The following is an 18,082-nucleotide window of genomic DNA, read 5'->3' on the forward strand; positions in this document are numbered from 1 at the left end:
TGGGTTACAGACCTTAGCAAGACAATCTGTATTAAATGTTTCATGAAAAACAAAGTCACAAAGTACTTAACAGGTGTTTTTCCCCGTATGTGCTGCCCCGTGTTGCACCTGTTGCAAGGCTACGTTACTGTGCCATGACGTAGAAATGAGACCCTTCCTGTGTTGATCATCAGCAAACTCTTTATGCGAGTTCTCAAGGCCCATGGCCGTTGGCGTTGGCGCGCCTAATATTTCTCTGCCGGCCTCGCCGGACCTGCCCCCTGCGTTTTCCTGAATGGCTACCCCTCGGTTGGTGTGTTCAATCCAGCAATCGAAACTGCGGGTAATGCATTCTGAAAACAGTTTTGAATGTCAGTGAATTCAGAGGTTTAGCAACATGTTGCTGATGATCGATAATTACGACTCTTTTACTTACAACGTTGTGCAGTACCTCGGCGAGTTGGGTGCCGAGGTCAAGGTGGTACGCAACGATGAGTTGACCGTGGCCCAGATCGAAGCGCTCCAGCCCGAGCGCATTGTGGTCTCGCCCGGTCCATGCACGCCGAATGAGGCGGGCATCTCTCTTGAAGCCATCAAGCACTTTGCGGGCAAACTACCGATCCTGGGCGTGTGCCTGGGCCATCAGTCCATCGGCCAGGCCTTTGGCGGCGATGTGGTACGCGCGCGCCAGGTGATGCACGGCAAGACCAGTCCGGTTTATCACCTCGATACCGGAGTGTTCCAGGGCCTCAATAATCCGCTGACCGTAACCCGTTACCACTCGTTGGTGGTCAAGCGCGACACCCTGCCGGATTGCCTGGAGCTGACGGCCTGGACCCAGCTTGAAGATGGCTCGGTCGACGAGATCATGGGCCTGCGCCACAAGACGCTGAACATCGAAGGGGTGCAGTTTCACCCTGAGTCGATCCTGACCGAACAGGGTCATGAACTGTTTGCCAACTTTCTTAAACAAACCGGCGGCACGCGCTAAGGACTTCAAATGGATATCAAGACAGCCCTGAACCGTATCGTCGGTCACCTCGACCTGACCACCGATGAAATGCGTGATGTGATGCGCGACATCATGACCGGTCAATGCACCGAGGCGCAGATTGGCGCGTTCATGATGGGCATGCGCATGAAGAGCGAAAGCATCGACGAAATCGTCGGTGCCGTGACCGTGATGCGCGAGCTGGCAGACAAGGTTGAACTCAAGACCCTGGACGGCGTGGTCGATATCGTTGGTACCGGCGGCGACGGCGCGAATATTTTCAACGTGTCCACCGCTTCGGCGTTGGTGATTTCGGCCGCTGGCTGCACGGTGGCCAAGCATGGCAACCGCGCGGTGTCCGGTAAAAGCGGCAGTGCCGACCTGCTGGAAGCGGCCGGTGTGTACCTGAACCTGACCCCGGTTCAAGTTGCCCGCTGCATTGACAGCGTGGGCATCGGTTTTATGTTCGCACAATGCCATCATGGCGCCATGAAGCATGCGGCCATCCCTCGTCGCGATCTTGGCCTGCGTACCCTGTTCAATATGCTTGGCCCGCTTACGAATCCGGCTGGTGTATTGCATCAAGTGGTCGGCGTGTTCAACCAGGCGCTGTGCCGGCCCCTGGCTGAAGTGTTGCAACGTCTGGGCAGCAAGCACGTGCTGGTGGTGCACTCGCAGGATGGCCTGGATGAGTTCAGCCTGGCAGCACCGACCTTTGTAGCGGAATTGCATAAAGGTGAAATCAAGGAGTATTGGGTTCAGCCTGAAGACCTTGGCATCAAGAGCCAAAGCCTGTTTGGCCTGGTGGTCGACAGCCCGGAGCAATCGCTGGAGCTGATCCGTGATGCCTTGGGGCGGCGCAAAACCGAAGCAGGCCAGAAAGCGGCTGAAATGATTGTACTCAATGCAGGTGCTGCTCTGTACGCCGCGGACCTTGCCTACACACTCAAAGAAGGTGTGGAATTGGCCCACGACGCGCTGCATACCGGGCTGGCCCGGGAAAAGCTCGAAGAGCTCGGCGCCTTTACCGCGATTTTCAAGCAGGAGAATGAAGCATGAGTGTGCCAACCGTTCTGGAAAATATTCTGGCGCGTAAAGTTCAGGAGGTTGCCGAGCGCAGTGCGCGGGTAAGCCTGGCTGAACTTGAGCGTTTGGCCGCTCAGGCTGATCCTGTTCGTGGTTTCGCCAGTGCCTTGCTGGCGCAGGCCAGGAAAAAACAGCCCGCGGTGATTGCTGAAATCAAAAAGGCATCGCCGAGCAAGGGTGTGATTCGCGAGCACTTCGTGCCTGCCGAGATTGCTAAAAGCTATCAGGCAGGTGGCGCTACCTGCCTGTCAGTGCTGACCGATATCGACTACTTCCAGGGTGCCGATGCGTACCTGCAGCAGGCACGTGCCGCGAGTACTTTGCCGGTTATCCGCAAGGACTTCATGATCGACCCTTACCAGATCGTCGAAGCCCGGGCGTTGGGCGCCGACTGTGTGCTGTTGATAGTCTCTGCCCTGGACGACGTAAAAATGGCCGAGCTGGCGGCTGTTGCCAAAAGCGTCGGGCTGGATGTGCTGGTGGAAGTGCATGATGGCGATGAGCTTGAACGTGCGCTTAAAACCCTAGACACACCGCTGGTGGGTATCAACAACCGCAACCTGCACACCTTTGAAGTCAGCCTGGAAACCACGCTGGACCTGTTGCCGCGCGTTCCCCGTGACCGCTTGGTGATTACCGAAAGCGGCATTCTCAACCGGGCGGATGTGGAGTTGATGGAAATCAGCGAAGTGTATTCGTTCCTGGTGGGCGAAGCCTTTATGCGTGCCGAAAACCCGGGCAATGAACTGCAGCGCTTGTTCTTCCCTGAGCGTGCTGTGGCGGTAACCGGTTCGACTCTGGACTGACCCAATCCCCCCCTGTGGGAGCGGGCTTGCTCGCGATAGCATCAGTGCGATTTGCCTGTCAGGCCACGGCGCCTGAATCGCGGGCAAGCCCGCTCCCACAAGGGCTCAGTGTCTGATAAGGAATCCCATGACACCCATTCAGCAACTCACCGTCGAAGCCGGCCTCAAGGCCGAACAGGATTTACTGGCATCTGTGTGTGCCGGTGAGTGCGAGGCGGGTGTGCTGTTCTGGCAGCCCACCGACCGGGCGCTGGTCATGCCACGGCGCTTGAGTCGCCTGCCCGGTTTTGAGCAGGCCAGTGTCGAACTGGCTGCCAGTGGCTGGCCAATCCTGCTGCGTGAAACCGGTGGCGAACCCGTTCCGCAATCGGCATCGACCGTCAATATTGCCCTGGTTTACGCACCTTTACCCAGTGAAGGCGATCATGGGCGTATCGAAACGGCTTATCGCCGTTTGTGCGAGCCCATCTGTGATTTGTTGACGCAATTGGGTGGGGAGGCGTCTTTGGGGGAGGTTGAAGGCGCGTTTTGTGATGGTCGCTTCAACGTCAATCTCAATGCCCGAAAACTGGTAGGCACCGCCCAGCGCTGGCGCCAGAGCAAAGGCGGGCAGCGCCCTGTCGGTCTTGTGCACGGTGCCTTGCTGGTGGATAACGAACGTGAGTCGATGGTGGCTGCAGTCAATCGATTCAATCGGTTATGCGATCTGGAGCAACATTGCATGGCCGACAGCCATATTGCGCTGCACGAGGCCTTTGCCGCTCCGGATTTCTTTGAGCGCTTGAGTGCCAGTTATCAACAGCTCCTGGCGCCCTTGCTCAAGGTTTAGCGCGTACCGAACACCACCATGGTCTTGCCTTTGACGCTTACCAGGTTCTGTTCTTCCAGGCTTTTGAGTACGCGTCCTACCATCTCTCGCGAACAGCCGACAATCCTGCCGATTTCCTGCCGAGTGATCTTGATTTGCATGCCATCGGGATGGGTCATGGCGTCCGGTTGCTTGCACAGTTCCAGCAGGCAGCGAGCCACTCTTCCGGTGACATCAAAGAACGCAAGATCACCGACCTTGCGTGTGGTGTTGCGCAGGCGCTGTGCGATTTGGCCACTCATCGCGTAAAGAATTTCTGGTTCTTGCTGGGTGTACTCTCGGAATTTTGGGTAGCTGATTTCAGCAACTTCGCACTCGGTCTTGGCTCGAACCCATGCACTGCGCGTCTGCTCCTGGCCTGCCTGTTCAAACAGACCCAGCTCGCCGATAAAGTCGCCGCTATTGAGGTAGGCAATGATCATTTCACGACCTTCCTCGTCTTCAATCAAAACCGTTACCGAGCCTTTGATGATGAAAAACAGGGTGTGTGAAGATTCGCCAGCGCAGATGATATTGCTCTTGGCGGGGTAGCGTTTGCGCTGGCAAAAAGTCAAAAACTTGTCGAGGTTTTTGATCTTGGGTATGGGAGTAAGAGCAACCATGGTTGTTTCCCGAAAAGCTGGCACAGTAAGGGTCAGATCTATTTTTATATAGAGTGCTAGCTGGCTGGCGCCGGCTATTTGGCGCCAGCTTACCAGACAGGTTCTGTGTGGTTAGTAGAATTTTCAGAGTGGCTTATCGGAGAAACGCTTCAGTGCGGCGAGTTATGAGTTTCTGGCCCTGTGCTAAGCTGGCGCCCCTTTTAAAACAGTGGAGTCTGGGCGATGAAGGCACGCATTCAATGGGCTGGCGAAGCCATGTTTTTGGGCGAATCCGGAAGTGGCCACGTTGTTGTAATGGATGGCCCGCCTGAGAGTGGCGGTCGCAACCTGGGCGTGCGTCCGATGGAAATGCTGCTGTTGGGCCTCGGCGGCTGCAGCAACTTTGACGTGGTCAGCATTCTCAAGAAGTCGCGTCAGGCGGTTGAGAGCTGTGAAGCGTTTCTGGAGGCTGAGCGCGCCACCGAAGATCCAAAGGTGTTCACCAAAATACACCTGCACTTTGTGGTCAAGGGTCGTGGTTTGAAAGAAGCCCAGGTCAAGCGCGCCATCGAGCTGTCGGCCGAGAAGTATTGTTCGGCTTCGATCATGCTCGGCGCTGCGGGTGTTGCCATCAGCCATGACTATGAAATTATTGAACTGGCCTGAGCGGACATTCAATTTTCATAAAAGCGATGCAGACTCTGGCGATCAGTCGCTGACGTCTGCATAATGCGCCACTTTTTTCAGGGTAGTGGCGGGGTTGATTCCCGGCCGCATGTCCGAACAGATAACCAAAATCGCCATCGCGAAGAGGTGTTAACCGTCCTACGCAGGTGCGTCCCACGCACTTGACGGGCATGCTGGATCACGCGGCCGAGCCGCATCGACATAGAGAGTTTTATAACGGTGAAAAGCAAACTCAAGCTCCACGGGTTCAATAACCTGACAAAGACCTTGAGCTTCAACATCTATGACATCTGTTATGCGGAAACCCCGCAAGACCAGCAGGCATATGTTGAGTACATCAATCAAGAGTACGACGCAGAGCGCCTGACGCAGATCCTTACAGATGTGGTTGATATCATTGGTGCCAACATCCTGAACATTGCCCGTCAGGATTACGACCCCCAAGGCGCCAGCGTGACTATTCTGATCTCCGAGCAGCCGGTAATACCTACCGAAAGCCAGATCGAAGAGTCCCCAGGCCCGCTGCCCGAGACCATCCTGGCTCACCTCGACAAAAGCCATATCACGGTGCATACCTACCCGGAAATTCATCCGGTTGATGGGATTGCAACATTCCGTGTGGATATTGACGTGTCGACGTGCGGCGTTATTTCACCGCTTAAAGCTCTCAACTATCTGATCCATCAGTTTGATTCGGATATCGTGACTGTCGATTACCGTGTACGGGGTTTCACCCGTGACGTGGAAGGCAAAAAGCACTTTATCGATCACGAGATCAATTCGATCCAGAACTACCTCTCCGAAGACACCCGCGACGGTTACCAGATGACCGACGTAAATGTGTACCAGGAAAACCTGTTCCACACCAAGATGCTGCTCAAGGAGTTCGAACTGGATAACTACCTGTTCGGCGATGCCACCAGCAATCTGTCGGTTGAACAGCGCGCCCAGGTCACTGAACGGGTGAAACACGAAATGCTCGAGATTTTCTACGCGCGCAACATGGCGTAAATTCTCGGCATATAAAAAGGCGGCTACCTCACGGTAGCCGCCTTTTTTTGTGCTTCGCAGAACCCCTGTGGGAGCGGGCTTGCTCGCGATGGCCTGACCACGGTTAGACAGAAAGGCCGCGGCGCTTGAATCGCAAACTGGCCTGCTTGCACAAAGACTGTGCTGTCAGATCCGGTAGGTGCTTTTGGTCATGACCTTGGCCATCAGGCTCATGCCGAACTTCACCGGGGCAGGGAAGCGAAAACCGCCGGCATTGAGCGCGGACTCTGCGTGCTGTTCTTCGTCGATACGCATTTGCTCAAGAATTGCCCGGGACTTTTCATCCTCAGGCGGCAGTTGCTCAAGATGCTCGTTCAGATGCTTGCACACCTGATCTTCAGTCGCTGCCACGAACCCCAGGCTGACCTTGTCACTAATCAAGCCGGCAGCGGCGCCTATCCCAAAGGACATGCCGTAAAATAACGGGTTCAGCACGCTGGGGTGGCTATCCAGTTGACGGATGCGTTGTTCACACCAGGCCAGATGATCGATTTCTTCTTCCGCGGCATGTTCCATCGCCTCACGCACATGGGGAAGCTTGGCTGTCAGCGCCTGGCCTTGATACAAGGCTTGAGCACAGACTTCGCCGGTATGGTTGATACGCATCAGACCGGCAACATGACGCTTGGCCTGTGGGTCCAAAGGGTGTTCAGGTTTGACGATGGCAGGCGACGGCCGATGCGGCTGACCGCTGAACGGCAGCAGTGTTCGCAAGGCGGTATCGGCTTGTAACAGAAGACGGTCAATCGGCCAGTAGTGACGTTGGGTAGTCATGCTTACCTCCGGAAAAAATCACGGCGGTCAGTTTACCCCAATCCCGCAGCCGGGGTTTGCGTTGGATCACGGGTGAACGCGAGAGCCATCGGGCTCACGCGTCATAGTTATTGATCAATCAACCCGGCGGCCAGTTCATCTGGCGCTGACCCAGGACATGCATATGAATGTGGTAGACGGTCTGACCGCCCTTTTCATTGCAGTTCATCACCACGCGAAAGCCGTCTTCGCAGCCCAGCTCTTTGGCCAGACGCTGTGCCGTGAACAGGATATGGCCTGCCAGCGGCTTGTCTTCTTCGGTCAGGTCGTTGAGCGTGCGGATCGGTTTTTTCGGGATAACCAGAAAGTGGACCGGTGCTTGTGGGGCGATATCGTGAAAAGCCAACACTTGATCGTCTTCATAGATGATGTTGGCGGGTATTTCGCGGTTGATGATCTTGGTGAACAGAGTATCCAAAGCTGTGTCTCCGTGAGTGAAGTCCGGTCTGAGTGTACTCAGGGCAGTCAGTTACGCCCAGCCTCGTTAACGAGGGCAGTAGGATTTGTTGACTGAGGCGGCTATTTTTCGCGTCATCCAGCGTGAGAGCAGGCGTGGCAAGCGAGTTATCCAGCGATTGCGCCGCCCGGGAATGATGATCGCCCTGTTTTTGTCGAGTGCGCGCACAGTGTAGAGCGCAACTTCTTCTGGGGTCATGGCGCTGGTACTTTGCTTGATGGCGTCGGTATTCATGTTGGCCGCATCAAAAAAACGGGTGCGGGTGATGCCGGGGCAAAGGACTGAAACCTTGATGCCGGTTTTTTTCACTTCCTCGCGCAAACCTTCGGAAAAATGCAGCACATAGGCCTTGCTCGCAAAGTAGGTGCTGAGCCAGGGCCCGGGCTGGAAGGCGGCGATCGAAGCTACATTGAGAATTTGCCCGCCGCCCTGGACGGCCATCATATTGCCGACGGCGTGGCACAAGCGGGTGAGCGCCAGCACATTGAGCTCGATCAGATCTTGTTCGGCACTCCAGTCGTGGGCCAGGAACGGCCCGCAGGTGCCTATGCCCGCGCAGTTGACCAGCAGATCGATCTGACGATCGCCTTCTTCGAGTTCGAGCAAAAAACCGGACAGGCGCAGGGGCTCGCCAAGATCACAGGCGCGGAACAACACCTCGATACCGAAACGCTGGGTCAGCTCAAGGGCAATGGTTTCCAGCGCATCCCGTTGGCGGGCCACCAAAATCAGGCTGCGCCCACGTCGGGCAAGGGCTTCAGCCAGGGCCAGGCCAATGCCGCTGGTGGCGCCAGTGATTAAAGCGTAACGGGTCATGCTGTTCTCCATTGCAACGGTACAGTCCGGTGACAATGATGTCCCTGGCGTTAACGCGTTCATTAAGGCACGCAGTCTACAGGCTGTTGCTGTTCACTGCGTTGATCACCGCAGTCATCAGGCCCAAAGCCAGCACGGCAACCATTGCGCAAATGCCCAATCCAATCAAAAAGATCGTGATTGCCGCCAGCACGTTGACGGCCCGGCTGTTGGGCGGTGGCGGCGGGCCATATTTATTTGGGCCGGGCGTGCCGGGCATCAGCAGCATCATGAGGGACAGAACCAGATTGGCCACTGGCACCAGATGCAGCAACAGCATCCAGGCAGACCAGTTTATGTCGTGTAAACGCTGGGCGCTGATTCTCAGGCTGATGATGAAGTAGGCCAATGTGAGCGTTGCACCACAGGTAATGCCAAGCGTGGGGGAAACCTTGACGGCAAGCAGCACCAGCAGTGACGTGATCATGGCGATGATGCTGATGATCATGCTCCAGGCCAGTAGCCGTAAACGCCCGATCCGGCCGCTGAATCCCAAAGGGTCAAGCGGTGCGTAGTGTTCTTGAGGGGTTTTGTCCAGGCTCAGCTCGGGCATGGTGGCTTCCTTGTCCGGATGTGTTTAACAAAAGCCCGCCGGGATTGGCGGGCTTGGTGCTGTCAGTGATGCGGCCAATGTCGGGCCAGCGTCGAAGTGAGGTTATGCGCCTTGCGGTATTCCTCATCGAGGCGTGCAATCAATTGATCGGTGGTGGGTAGATCGTGGATTTCTCCTACGCCTTGGCCCGCAGACCAGACCGTTTTCCATGCTTTGGCTTCATCGGTCAGCGGTTTGAGCCTGGCTTCGCTTTTGCCCTGGAGTGCCGCAAGGTCGAAACCTGCATTTTCAAGGCTTTGGCGCATAAAGCTGGCGGGTACCCCTGACACTGCCGGGGTGTGGATGATATCGGCAGCGCGGGATGCCAGCAGCATCTCTTTGTAGGCATCAGGCGCTTGGCTCTCTTGTGTAGCGATAAAGCGCGTGCCGAGGTAGGCAAGGTCTGCGCCCATAATCTGCGCGGCCAGGATCTCGTGGCCGTGGTTCAGGCAACCCGAGAGCAATACGGTTTTGTCGAAGAACTGGCGAATTTCGGCCAGCAATGCAAACGGGCTCCAGGTGCCCGCATGGCCACCGGCTCCGGCGGCGACGGCAATCAGCCCGTCGACCCCGGCTTCTGCGGCTTTTTCGGCATGACGACGGGTGGTGACATCGTGGAACACCAGCCCGCCATAACTGTGGACGGCATCCACCACCTCTTTGACTGCGCCCAGGCTGGTAATGACGATGGGCACCTTGTGCTCGATGCAGATCGCCAGGTCGGCCTGTAGCCGTGGGTTGCTGTTGTGCACGATCAGGTTCACGGCGTAGGGCGCAGGGTTATCCAATGTGGCGAGCCCGGCTTCGATCTCTTCCAGCCAGGCCTTGAACCCGCTGCTTTCACGCTGGTTGAGTGCAGGGAAGCTGCCCACTACCCCGTTGCGACAGCAGGCCAGCACCAGTTGCGGGTTGGAAATCAGAAACATGGGCGCAGCAACTACCGGCAGGCGCAAGCGTTGTTCAAGCAGGGCGGGCAGCGACATTGGATAACCTCGGCTAGTCAGGATGTGAGTTTAAAACGGTTTGACCACCACCAGAATTACGATAGCCAGCAAGAACACCACCGGCACTTCGTTGAACCAACGGTAGAACACGTGAGTGTGTTTGTTTTCACCACGGGCAAAACGCTTTACCTGCGCGCCGCACATATGGTGATAACCAATCAGCAGAAACACCAGTGTCAACTTGGCGTGCATCCAGCCCTGGCTGAGAAAGCCTGGGCTTAGCCACAATAGCCAGCCGCCGAAGATCAGGGTCGCAATCATTGCAGGCCCCATGATGCCGCGATACAGCTTGCGTTCCATGATGCTGAAGCGTTCTTTGCTGACGGAATCTTCGCTTTGTGCGTGGTAAACAAAGAGGCGGGGCAAGTAAAAAAGGCCTGCAAACCAGCAGACAATGCTGATGATGTGGAAGGCTTTTAGCCATAGATAAAGCATTTTTAGTTATTCCCAGGTTCACGGTAGATCAAATAGTAGTAGTAGAGCGTCTGTGAGTCACCTTGGCGGTTGTCGCAGGGGCGCGCTGACCCTATTATCAAAGGCTTTCCAGTGGTTTCGTTGAGGGCAGGTTATGGTCAAGGTCGGTATTGTCGGCGGCACGGGTTACACCGGGGTCGAATTGCTGCGTTTGCTGGCACAGCATCCGCAGGCAGAAGTGGTAGTCATCACTTCTCGATCCGAGGCGGGCCTGCCGGTTGCCGATATGTATCCCAACCTGCGCGGCCACTATGACGGCCTGGCCTTCAGCGTGCCGGACACGCAAACCTTGGGCGCGTGCGATGTGGTGTTCTTCGCTACACCTCACGGCGTAGCCCATGCCCTGGCGGGTGAACTGCTGGCCGCAGGCACCAAAGTTATCGACCTCTCTGCTGACTTCCGTCTGCAGGATGCCGAAGAGTGGGCCAAGTGGTACGGTCAGCCCCACGGTGCGCCAGAATTACTGGACGAAGCCGTATACGGCCTGCCGGAAGTGAACCGCGAGCAAATCAAAAAGGCCCGCTTGATCGCTGTGCCAGGTTGCTATCCGACCTCGGCGCAGTTGGGTTTCCTGCCGCTATTGGAGGCCGGTCTTGCAGAGACGACGCAGTTGATTGCTGACTGCAAGTCAGGTGTGAGCGGTGCCGGTCGGGGTGCCAGTGTGGGCGCGCTGTATGCCGAAACGTCAGAAAGCATGAAGGCGTATGCCGTTAAAGGTCATCGTCATTTGCCAGAAATTCGTCAGGGTCTGCGCCGCGCAGCGGGCAAGGATGTGGGGCTGACCTTCGTTCCGCATTTGACGCCGATGATCCGTGGTATCCATTCCACGCTCTACGCAACCGTGGTTGATCGCTCCGTTGATCTGCAGGCCTTGTACGAGAAGCGTTATGCCAACGAACCTTTCGTCGATGTGATGCCGGCTGGCAGCCACCCTGAAACCCGTAGCGTTCGCGGTGCCAACGTATGCCGTATTGCGGTGCATCGTCCGCAGGATGGCGACCTGGTGGTGGTGTTGTCGGTGATCGACAACCTGGTCAAGGGCGCGTCTGGCCAGGCCGTGCAGAACATGAACATCATGTTCGGTCTGGATGAGCGTCTGGGCTTGTCCCATGCTGGGATGTTGCCTTGACTGCAGCGTAGATTTGCGGCTTCAAACGGCAAGCGGGCAGTGCTTCGCTTGCCGTTGCTACTTATGAATAGTTGACCGCTTTTCTAGGAGAAGCGGATAATGCGCGTCATCACGCATTATGGCGGCATAACGCCGGGAGATAGTCAGCATGAGCGTCGAATCCTTCACCCCCATGGCTTTGCAATTCACCGAAGGTGCTGCGCACAAGGTGAAGAGCCTGGTCGATGAAGAGGGTAATGATCGTTTGAAGTTGCGCGTATTCGTTACGGGCGGCGGTTGTTCCGGTTTTCAGTATGGCTTCACCTTCGATGAAGAAGTGGCCGATGACGACACCCTGGTTGAGCGCGAAGGCGTTAGCCTGGTGGTCGATCCCATGAGCTTCCAGTACCTGGCGGGTGCCGAGGTGGATTATCAGGAAGGTCTGGAAGGCTCGCGCTTTGTAATCAAGAACCCGAATGCCACCACCACCTGTGGTTGCGGCTCGTCGTTCTCGATCTGATTGCATTAACAGGCTTTAAACTCAACGCCGCGTCGATTCGCGGCGTTTTGCTGTCTGGCGTTTGGCGGAGGAGTCAGGCGGGGTAGATGGCGCCCAGCACGCGAAGGCCGCGTGCGCCGGTAACGCTGGGGCGGTTGGTGGGGATGCCTTCCAGGCAGCAGTGGGCAAGCCAGGCAAAGGCCATGGCTTCAACCCAGTCAGGGTCAACCCCCTTGGCCTGGGTGCTGCTCACTCGAGCGGGTGCAAGCAAATCGCCAAGGCGGGCCATCAAGGCTGCGTTATGGGCGCCACCACCGCATACCAGCAGCTCGTCCGTGTGTGGCTGGGCTGTTTGCAGCGACTGCACGATGGTCTGTGCGGTGAGTTCCAGCAAGGTTGCTTGAACGTCTTCGGCAGGAAAGGTCGGCAGATTGAACAGGTGCTGCTTCAGCCATGCGAGGTTGAATACCTCACGGCCTGTGCTTTTTGGGCCCTGGGTCTGGAAGAACGGGTCGCTGAGCAGGGCGTTGAGCAGCAGCGGTTCAACCTTGCCGCTGGCTGCCCAGTCGCCGTTGCGGTCATAGAGTTCGCCACGTTTTTCCTGTATCCAGGCATCCAGCAAGACGTTTCCGGGGCCGCAGTCGAATCCTGCAACGGGAAGGGCGGGGGTTATCAGGCTCAGATTACTGAAGCCGCCTACGTTCAGTACCGCGCGGTTGCCGCCTTCACCTGTGAACAAGGCCTCGTGGAACGCAGGAACCAAGGGCGCGCCCTGGCCCCCGGCAGCCACATCGCGACGACGGAAATCACCGACGACGCAGATGTCAGTCAGTTCGGCCAGCAGTGCCGGATTGCCGATCTGCACGGTAAAGCCCCGGGCGGGCTCGTGGCGAATGGTCTGACCATGACTGCCGATTGCGCGGATATCAGCAGGGGAGAGTTGTTGCTGTGCGAGAAGGGTGTTGACGCCCTGAGCCGCCAGCTCGACCCAGTGGTTTTCGGCAATTGCACAGCGGGCCACTTCATCTGCGCCGCTGGCGCACAAGCCAAGCAACTCGCTGCGCAAGGCCTTCGGCATGGGGGTGTAATGGGTGGCGAGCAACCTGATGCCTGCCTCCAGCTCTATAAGGGCAATGTCCATACCGTCCAGGCTGGTTCCGGACATCACGCCTATATAGAGGGCCATGGCTTAGCGCTTGCTCGAGGCCAGAAGAGTGGCCTTTTCCTGGTTCATGCGCGCCATCAACGGCTGGCTCTGCTGCAGGAAGCGGGTGCGTTCGGCCTTGGCGATCGGGTCGGCCATCGGCAGTTTCTGGCCCAGCGGGTCAACGTGTACGCCGTTAACCTGGAATTCGTAGTGCAAGTGCGGGCCGGTCGAAAGGCCGGTAGTGCCGATATAGCCAATCACCTGGCCCTGCTTGACCGAACCGCCTGTTTTCACGCCCTTGGCGAAGCCTTGCATGTGCCCGTAAAGGGTACGGTAGGTGTTGCCGTGTTGAATGATCACGGTGTTGCCATAGCCTCCCCGACGGCCGGCTAGAAGCACTTTGCCGTCACCGGTAGCCTTGATTGGAGTACCGCGTGGCGCTGCGTAATCCACACCTTTGTGGGCGCGGATCTTGTTCAGGATCGGGTGCTTGCGGCCTGAGGAAAAGCGCGAGCTGATACGGGCAAAGTCCACCGGTGTGCGGATGAATGCCTTGCGCATGCTGCTGCCATCAGCGGTGTAGTAATTGCTGATCCCCTGTTTATTGGTATAGCGCACTGCGGTGAAGGTTTTGCCGCGGTTGGTAAAGCGTGCAGAGAGGATATTGCCGGTGCCAACGGTTTTGCCGTTGATCACTTTCTGCTCATAGATCACTTCAAACTGGTCGCCAGGGCGAATGTCCTGGGCGAAGTCGATGTCGTAACCGAATACTTTGGCCATATCCATCGTGGTGCTGTGTGGCAAGCCTGCGCGCTGACCCGAAACAGACAGGGAGCTGCTGATCACGCCGTGTGCATACGCCGAACGCATGGTCGGCTGGGTGGTCACGCGGCGAAAGGTATAGCCTTTGGCGGTTTTGTTGAGGGTGATGGTCTCCAGGTCGCTGACCTGGCTGTGCAGCTTGTTCAGCTGCTGACCGTCGGGGCTCATTTCAAATTCGAGTTTCTGGCCGTGCTTGAGCTGGCTGAACTGCTTGGCTTGCTTGTCGCTTGCCAGTACTTCATGCACGGAGGTCGCAGGCAGGCCGACCTTCTGGAACAGGGTTGAAAGCGTATCGCCCTTGCTGACGATCACTTCGCGGTGGCTTGGGGCAGGGGCAACTTCTGGCTCGACTTTGGCGGTCGCTACCGGGGCGCTGTCCTGCTGTTCAATCTGGGCAAATGGCGATGGATTCGCTTCATTTGTGGCTTGAACGAGATCTGCAGCGTCTTGATCTTGTGTCAGTTGTTCTGCCGGGCTTTCCAGCTCCAGACTCAGGGTCGTTCTTTTGGCTTCTACTTCGCTGGAGGGAAAGACCAGCAAGGCCAGACTTAAGAGGGCGGCGATACCACTTGCGGCAAGCAGGTGGGTCTTCGGATAAAGCGGTGGCGCTTTAGGCGGTTGACTGGTCATAGATGATTTTGACTTTGAGATAAGGATGAATTGGAAAAGATGACTGACACAATGAATATGAAATAACTGTATAAAATATAACCAAATCGCCCTTGAAGCAAGTCTGCGAACCATTCGCGCGCGGATAGTCGGCCGTATGCCTGCCGGAACTTGTAATTAGTCCCTGATCTTGTATCGTTGGTTCCCTTTGAATTTGAGCCTTACGGGTCTGATATGAAGTCGGTAGAAGAGCAGCTAGCGCTAATCAAGCGGGGTGCCGAAGAGGTACTGGTCGAGTCTGAATTGGTCGAGAAACTCAAGCGCGGTCAGCCGTTGCGAATCAAGGCCGGCTTCGACCCTACGGCGCCCGATCTGCACTTGGGTCATACCGTGCTTATTAATAAGCTGCGCCAGTTCCAGGAACTGGGTCATCAGGTGATCTTCCTGATTGGTGATTTCACCGGGATGATCGGTGATCCAAGTGGCAAAAGCGCAACCCGTCCACCGCTGACGCGTGAGCAGGTGCTCGAGAACGCCGAGACCTACAAGACTCAGGTGTTCAAGATCCTTGATCCGGCAAAAACCGAGGTGGCATTCAACTCCACCTGGATGGATCAAATGGGGCCTGCCGACTTCATTCGGCTTACCTCTCAATACACCGTTGCTCGCATGCTTGAGCGCGATGACTTCGACAAGCGCTACACCACCAATCAGCCTATCGCGATTCACGAGTTCCTTTATCCGCTTGTGCAGGGTTATGACTCGGTTGCGCTCAAGGCAGACGTTGAGTTGGGCGGTACTGATCAGAAGTTCAACTTGCTGATGGGTCGTGAGTTGCAGCGCGGCTACGGTCAGGAAGCTCAGTGTATTGTGACCATGCCTTTGCTCGAAGGTCTGGATGGCGTCAAGAAGATGTCCAAGTCCCTGGGTAACTATGTCGGTATCCAGGAAGCGCCAGGCGTGATGTACAGCAAGCTGGTTTCCATTCCTGATGCTCTGATGTGGCGTTACTTTGAATTGCTGAGCTTTCGTTCCATGGACGAAATCAATGCATTCAAGGCTGAAGTCGAAGCCGGTGCCAATCCTCGAGACATCAAGATCAAGCTGGCTGAAGAGATTGTTGCCCGCTTCCACGGTGAGGAGGCTGCTGCCAATGCGCATCGTGGCGCCGGTAACCGGATGAAGGATGGCGAGCTGCCTGATGATCTGCCGGAGGTTGAACTGACTGCTACTGAGGATATGCCTATTGCTGCTGTCCTTAATAAAGCGGGCCTGGTGAAGAACTCTGCAGTGGCGCGCGACCTGTTGGGGTCGGGTGGTGTGCGTATAGATGGTGAAGTGGTTGATCGCACCTATATATATGCATTGGGTTCCACCCATGTGTGTCAGGCAGGTAAGAAGGCTTTCGCGCGAATCACCCTGAAAGCCGAGTAATGCTGGGGTTTAGGGTTAATTGATAGGTTTGTTCAATTAACCCTTGACTCGGAATTGTAACTGTCTATAATTCGCCCCACTTCCGGCGCAGTCGAAGCGGAAAACTCCTTGAGTTTCAATGAGTTGGATGGTTTTCGGCGGTGTCAGCTTCAAGTCATCGAAGCAGGAAATGAGGTGTTGACAGCAGCGTGTAACGCTGTAGAATTCGCCTCCCGCTAACGAGAGATCGAAAGCGCAAGTGGTTGATGTTACAGAGGAAACTTTGAAAACATCTTAAGATAACCGCTTGACAGATACAGAGGCTGCTGTAGAATGCGCGCCTCGGTACAGCGAAAGCTGACCAACCGCTCTTTAACAATTGAATCAAGCAATTCGTGTGGGTGCTTGTGGAGTCAGACTGATAGTCAACAAGATTATCAGCATCACAAGTTACTCCGCGAGAAATCAAAGATGTAACCAACGATTGCTGAGCCAAGTTTAGGGTTTCTTAAAAACCCAAAGATGTTTGAACTGAAGAGTTTGATCATGGCTCAGATTGAACGCTGGCGGCAGGCCTAACACATGCAAGTCGAGCGGTAGAGAGAAGCTTGCTTCTCTTGAGAGCGGCGGACGGGTGAGTAATACCTAGGAATCTGCCTGATAGTGGGGGATAACGTTCGGAAACGGACGCTAATACCGCATACGTCCTACGGGAGAAAGCAGGGGACCTTCGGGCCTTGCGCTATCAGATGAGCCTAGGTCGGATTAGCTAGTTGGTGAGGTAATGGCTCACCAAGGCTACGATCCGTAACTGGTCTGAGAGGATGATCAGTCACACTGGAACTGAGACACGGTCCAGACTCCTACGGGAGGCAGCAGTGGGGAATATTGGACAATGGGCGAAAGCCTGATCCAGCCATGCCGCGTGTGTGAAGAAGGTCTTCGGATTGTAAAGCACTTTAAGTTGGGAGGAAGGGCAGTTACCTAATACGTGATTGTCTTGACGTTACCGACAGAATAAGCACCGGCTAACTCTGTGCCAGCAGCCGCGGTAATACAGAGGGTGCAAGCGTTAATCGGAATTACTGGGCGTAAAGCGCGCGTAGGTGGTTTGTTAAGTTGAATGTGAAATCCCCGGGCTCAACCTGGGAACTGCATCCAAAACTGGCAAGCTAGAGTATGGTAGAGGGTAGTGGAATTTCCTGTGTAGCGGTGAAATGCGTAGATATAGGAAGGAACACCAGTGGCGAAGGCGACTACCTGGACTGATACTGACACTGAGGTGCGAAAGCGTGGGGAGCAAACAGGATTAGATACCCTGGTAGTCCACGCCGTAAACGATGTCAACTAGCCGTTGGGAGTCTTGAACTCTTAGTGGCGCAGCTAACGCATTAAGTTGACCGCCTGGGGAGTACGGCCGCAAGGTTAAAACTCAAATGAATTGACGGGGGCCCGCACAAGCGGTGGAGCATGTGGTTTAATTCGAAGCAACGCGAAGAACCTTACCAGGCCTTGACATCCAATGAACTTTCTAGAGATAGATTGGTGCCTTCGGGAACATTGAGACAGGTGCTGCATGGCTGTCGTCAGCTCGTGTCGTGAGATGTTGGGTTAAGTCCCGTAACGAGCGCAACCCTTGTCCTTAGTTACCAGCACGTAATGGTGGGCACTCTAAGGAGACTGCCGGTGACAAACCGGAGGAAGGTGGGGATGACGTCAAGTCATCATGGCCCTTACGGCCTGGGCTACACACGTGCTACAATGGTCGGTACAAAGGGTTGCCAAGCCGCGAGGTGGAGCTAATCCCATAAAACCGATCGTAGTCCGGATCGCAGTCTGCAACTCGACTGCGTGAAGTCGGAATCGCTAGTAATCGTGAATCAGAATGTCACGGTGAATACGTTCCCGGGCCTTGTACACACCGCCCGTCACACCATGGGAGTGGGTTGCACCAGAAGTAGCTAGTCTAACCCTCGGGAGGACGGTTACCACGGTGTGATTCATGACTGGGGTGAAGTCGTAACAAGGTAGCCGTAGGGGAACCTGCGGCTGGATCACCTCCTTAATCGACGACATCAGCTGCTCCATAAGTTCCCACACGAATTGCTTGATTCATTGTAGAAGACGATAACTGCAGAGTTGATCTGCGGTTTTTCTGTCGTAAAGCTTAGAAATGAGCATTCCATCAAATGATGGTGAATGTTGATTTCTGATCTTTTGATTAGATCGTTCTTTAAAAAT

General features: G+C 55.7%; 18 protein-coding genes and 1 rRNA gene. 10 read left to right on the forward strand and 9 right to left on the reverse strand.

Annotation, left to right across the window (positions count from 1 at the left end):
- Positions 1-376: 376 nt before the first annotated feature.
- From V6L81_RS05495 to V6L81_RS05510, 4 genes are all read left to right on the forward strand, one after another.
- Entirely contained in the window at positions 377-970 is a 594-nt protein-coding gene (locus V6L81_RS05495; protein ID WP_094999949.1) for an aminodeoxychorismate/anthranilate synthase component II, read from the forward strand.
- A gap of 9 nt (positions 971-979) precedes the next feature.
- Positions 980-2,029, forward strand: a complete 1,050-nt coding sequence (trpD, locus tag V6L81_RS05500; RefSeq protein ID WP_094999950.1) for an anthranilate phosphoribosyltransferase — start codon at positions 980-982, stop codon at positions 2,027-2,029.
- Complete coding sequence (gene trpC, locus V6L81_RS05505; RefSeq protein ID WP_095031838.1) at positions 2,026-2,862, forward strand: indole-3-glycerol phosphate synthase TrpC; 837 nt, start codon at positions 2,026-2,028, stop codon at positions 2,860-2,862. The genes trpD and trpC overlap by 4 nt, the downstream gene beginning before the upstream one ends.
- A gap of 127 nt (positions 2,863-2,989) precedes the next feature.
- Positions 2,990-3,691 (forward strand): lipoyl protein ligase domain-containing protein, encoded by a 702-nt coding sequence (locus V6L81_RS05510; protein WP_095019507.1) that lies wholly within the window; start codon positions 2,990-2,992, stop codon positions 3,689-3,691.
- Here V6L81_RS05510 and crp read toward each other — a convergent pair.
- Positions 3,688-4,332 (reverse strand): cAMP-activated global transcriptional regulator CRP, encoded by a 645-nt coding sequence (crp, locus tag V6L81_RS05515; RefSeq protein WP_094999953.1) that lies wholly within the window; start codon positions 4,330-4,332, stop codon positions 3,688-3,690. The two genes, V6L81_RS05510 and crp, sit on opposite strands and share 4 nt — an antisense overlap.
- Before the next feature lie 222 nt (positions 4,333-4,554).
- On the opposite strand from crp, the gene V6L81_RS05520 reads away from it, so the two are divergent.
- Positions 4,555-4,977, forward strand: coding sequence for an OsmC family protein (locus tag V6L81_RS05520; protein WP_016782405.1), 423 nt, complete (start codon positions 4,555-4,557; stop codon positions 4,975-4,977).
- 240 nt (positions 4,978-5,217) lie between these two features.
- Positions 5,218-6,009, forward strand: coding sequence for an adenosylmethionine decarboxylase (gene speD / locus V6L81_RS05525; protein WP_016782404.1), 792 nt, complete (start codon positions 5,218-5,220; stop codon positions 6,007-6,009).
- Between the two features lie 165 nt (positions 6,010-6,174).
- On the opposite strand, the gene coq7 is transcribed toward speD, so the two are convergent.
- The 6 genes from coq7 to hemJ all read right to left on the reverse strand — a co-directional run bounded on the left by coq7 (position 6,175) and on the right by hemJ (position 10,204).
- Complete coding sequence (gene coq7, locus V6L81_RS05530; RefSeq protein WP_338660530.1) at positions 6,175-6,822, reverse strand: 2-polyprenyl-3-methyl-6-methoxy-1,4-benzoquinone monooxygenase; 648 nt, start codon at positions 6,820-6,822, stop codon at positions 6,175-6,177.
- Between the two features lie 118 nt (positions 6,823-6,940).
- On the reverse strand, positions 6,941-7,279 hold the full coding sequence (locus V6L81_RS05535; protein ID WP_338660531.1) for a histidine triad nucleotide-binding protein: 339 nt from the start codon (positions 7,277-7,279) through the stop codon (positions 6,941-6,943).
- Between the two features lie 66 nt (positions 7,280-7,345).
- Entirely contained in the window at positions 7,346-8,134 is a 789-nt protein-coding gene (locus V6L81_RS05540; RefSeq protein WP_095019508.1) for an SDR family oxidoreductase, read from the reverse strand.
- A 76-nt stretch (positions 8,135-8,210) separates the two neighbouring features.
- Positions 8,211-8,726 (reverse strand): DUF805 domain-containing protein, encoded by a 516-nt coding sequence (locus tag V6L81_RS05545; RefSeq protein WP_094999957.1) that lies wholly within the window; start codon positions 8,724-8,726, stop codon positions 8,211-8,213.
- Positions 8,727-8,788: 62 nt separating this feature from the next.
- Positions 8,789-9,748: a nitronate monooxygenase family protein gene (locus V6L81_RS05550; protein WP_094999958.1), complete on the reverse strand. Its 960-nt coding sequence runs from the start codon at positions 9,746-9,748 to the stop codon at positions 8,789-8,791.
- Between the two features lie 30 nt (positions 9,749-9,778).
- Positions 9,779-10,204: a protoporphyrinogen oxidase HemJ gene (gene hemJ / locus V6L81_RS05555; RefSeq protein ID WP_133144044.1), complete on the reverse strand. Its 426-nt coding sequence runs from the start codon at positions 10,202-10,204 to the stop codon at positions 9,779-9,781.
- 133 nt (positions 10,205-10,337) lie between these two features.
- On the opposite strand from hemJ, the gene argC reads away from it, so the two are divergent.
- Entirely contained in the window at positions 10,338-11,372 is a 1,035-nt protein-coding gene (gene argC / locus V6L81_RS05560) for an N-acetyl-gamma-glutamyl-phosphate reductase (protein WP_095020428.1), read from the forward strand.
- A 148-nt stretch (positions 11,373-11,520) separates the two neighbouring features.
- A complete protein-coding gene (gene erpA / locus V6L81_RS05565; RefSeq protein WP_016782396.1) occupies positions 11,521-11,871 on the forward strand; it encodes an iron-sulfur cluster insertion protein ErpA in 351 nt (116 codons plus the stop codon).
- A 73-nt stretch (positions 11,872-11,944) separates the two neighbouring features.
- Here the strand turns inward: erpA and V6L81_RS05570 are convergent, their stop codons facing one another.
- Positions 11,945-13,036, reverse strand: coding sequence for an anhydro-N-acetylmuramic acid kinase (locus tag V6L81_RS05570; protein ID WP_095019510.1), 1,092 nt, complete (start codon positions 13,034-13,036; stop codon positions 11,945-11,947).
- A gap of 3 nt (positions 13,037-13,039) precedes the next feature.
- Positions 13,040-14,449, reverse strand: a complete 1,410-nt coding sequence (locus tag V6L81_RS05575; protein ID WP_095020426.1) for a peptidoglycan DD-metalloendopeptidase family protein — start codon at positions 14,447-14,449, stop codon at positions 13,040-13,042.
- 213 nt (positions 14,450-14,662) lie between these two features.
- Here V6L81_RS05575 and tyrS point away from each other — a divergent pair, with 213 nt between their 5' ends.
- Together tyrS and V6L81_RS05585 are read left to right on the forward strand one after the other, a co-directional pair.
- On the forward strand, positions 14,663-15,862 hold the full coding sequence (gene tyrS / locus V6L81_RS05580; RefSeq protein ID WP_094999963.1) for a tyrosine--tRNA ligase: 1,200 nt from the start codon (positions 14,663-14,665) through the stop codon (positions 15,860-15,862).
- A 507-nt stretch (positions 15,863-16,369) separates the two neighbouring features.
- Positions 16,370-17,906 (forward strand): 16S ribosomal RNA (locus V6L81_RS05585).
- The last annotated feature ends 176 nt before the right edge of the window (positions 17,907-18,082 follow it).

This window comes from Pseudomonas bubulae (genome assembly GCF_037023725.1).
GTDB classification, from domain to species: Bacteria; Pseudomonadota; Gammaproteobacteria; order Pseudomonadales; family Pseudomonadaceae; genus Aquipseudomonas; species Aquipseudomonas bubulae.

What these genes read in the sequence shown, in the direction of transcription:
- argC (WP_095020428.1), top strand. Translation starts at nt 10,338, where the DNA reads ATGGTCAAGGTCGGTATTGTCGGCGGCACGGGTTACACCGGGGTCGAA.
- V6L81_RS05540 (WP_095019508.1), bottom strand. Translation starts at nt 8,134, where the DNA reads ATGACCCGTTACGCTTTAATCACTGGCGCCACCAGCGGCATTGGCCTG.
- crp (WP_094999953.1), bottom strand. Translation starts at nt 4,332, where the DNA reads ATGGTTGCTCTTACTCCCATACCCAAGATCAAAAACCTCGACAAGTTT.
- hemJ (WP_133144044.1), bottom strand. Translation starts at nt 10,204, where the DNA reads ATGCTTTATCTATGGCTAAAAGCCTTCCACATCATCAGCATTGTCTGC.
- trpC (WP_095031838.1), top strand. Translation starts at nt 2,026, where the DNA reads ATGAGTGTGCCAACCGTTCTGGAAAATATTCTGGCGCGTAAAGTTCAG.
- V6L81_RS05495 (WP_094999949.1), top strand. Translation starts at nt 377, where the DNA reads ATGTTGCTGATGATCGATAATTACGACTCTTTTACTTACAACGTTGTG.
- V6L81_RS05545 (WP_094999957.1), bottom strand. Translation starts at nt 8,726, where the DNA reads ATGCCCGAGCTGAGCCTGGACAAAACCCCTCAAGAACACTACGCACCG.
- V6L81_RS05510 (WP_095019507.1), top strand. Translation starts at nt 2,990, where the DNA reads ATGACACCCATTCAGCAACTCACCGTCGAAGCCGGCCTCAAGGCCGAA.
- V6L81_RS05520 (WP_016782405.1), top strand. Translation starts at nt 4,555, where the DNA reads ATGAAGGCACGCATTCAATGGGCTGGCGAAGCCATGTTTTTGGGCGAA.
- coq7 (WP_338660530.1), bottom strand. Translation starts at nt 6,822, where the DNA reads ATGACTACCCAACGTCACTACTGGCCGATTGACCGTCTTCTGTTACAA.
- V6L81_RS05570 (WP_095019510.1), bottom strand. Translation starts at nt 13,036, where the DNA reads ATGGCCCTCTATATAGGCGTGATGTCCGGAACCAGCCTGGACGGTATG.
- V6L81_RS05550 (WP_094999958.1), bottom strand. Translation starts at nt 9,748, where the DNA reads ATGTCGCTGCCCGCCCTGCTTGAACAACGCTTGCGCCTGCCGGTAGTT.
- V6L81_RS05575 (WP_095020426.1), bottom strand. Translation starts at nt 14,449, where the DNA reads ATGACCAGTCAACCGCCTAAAGCGCCACCGCTTTATCCGAAGACCCAC.
- trpD (WP_094999950.1), top strand. Translation starts at nt 980, where the DNA reads ATGGATATCAAGACAGCCCTGAACCGTATCGTCGGTCACCTCGACCTG.
- tyrS (WP_094999963.1), top strand. Translation starts at nt 14,663, where the DNA reads ATGAAGTCGGTAGAAGAGCAGCTAGCGCTAATCAAGCGGGGTGCCGAA.
- erpA (WP_016782396.1), top strand. Translation starts at nt 11,521, where the DNA reads ATGAGCGTCGAATCCTTCACCCCCATGGCTTTGCAATTCACCGAAGGT.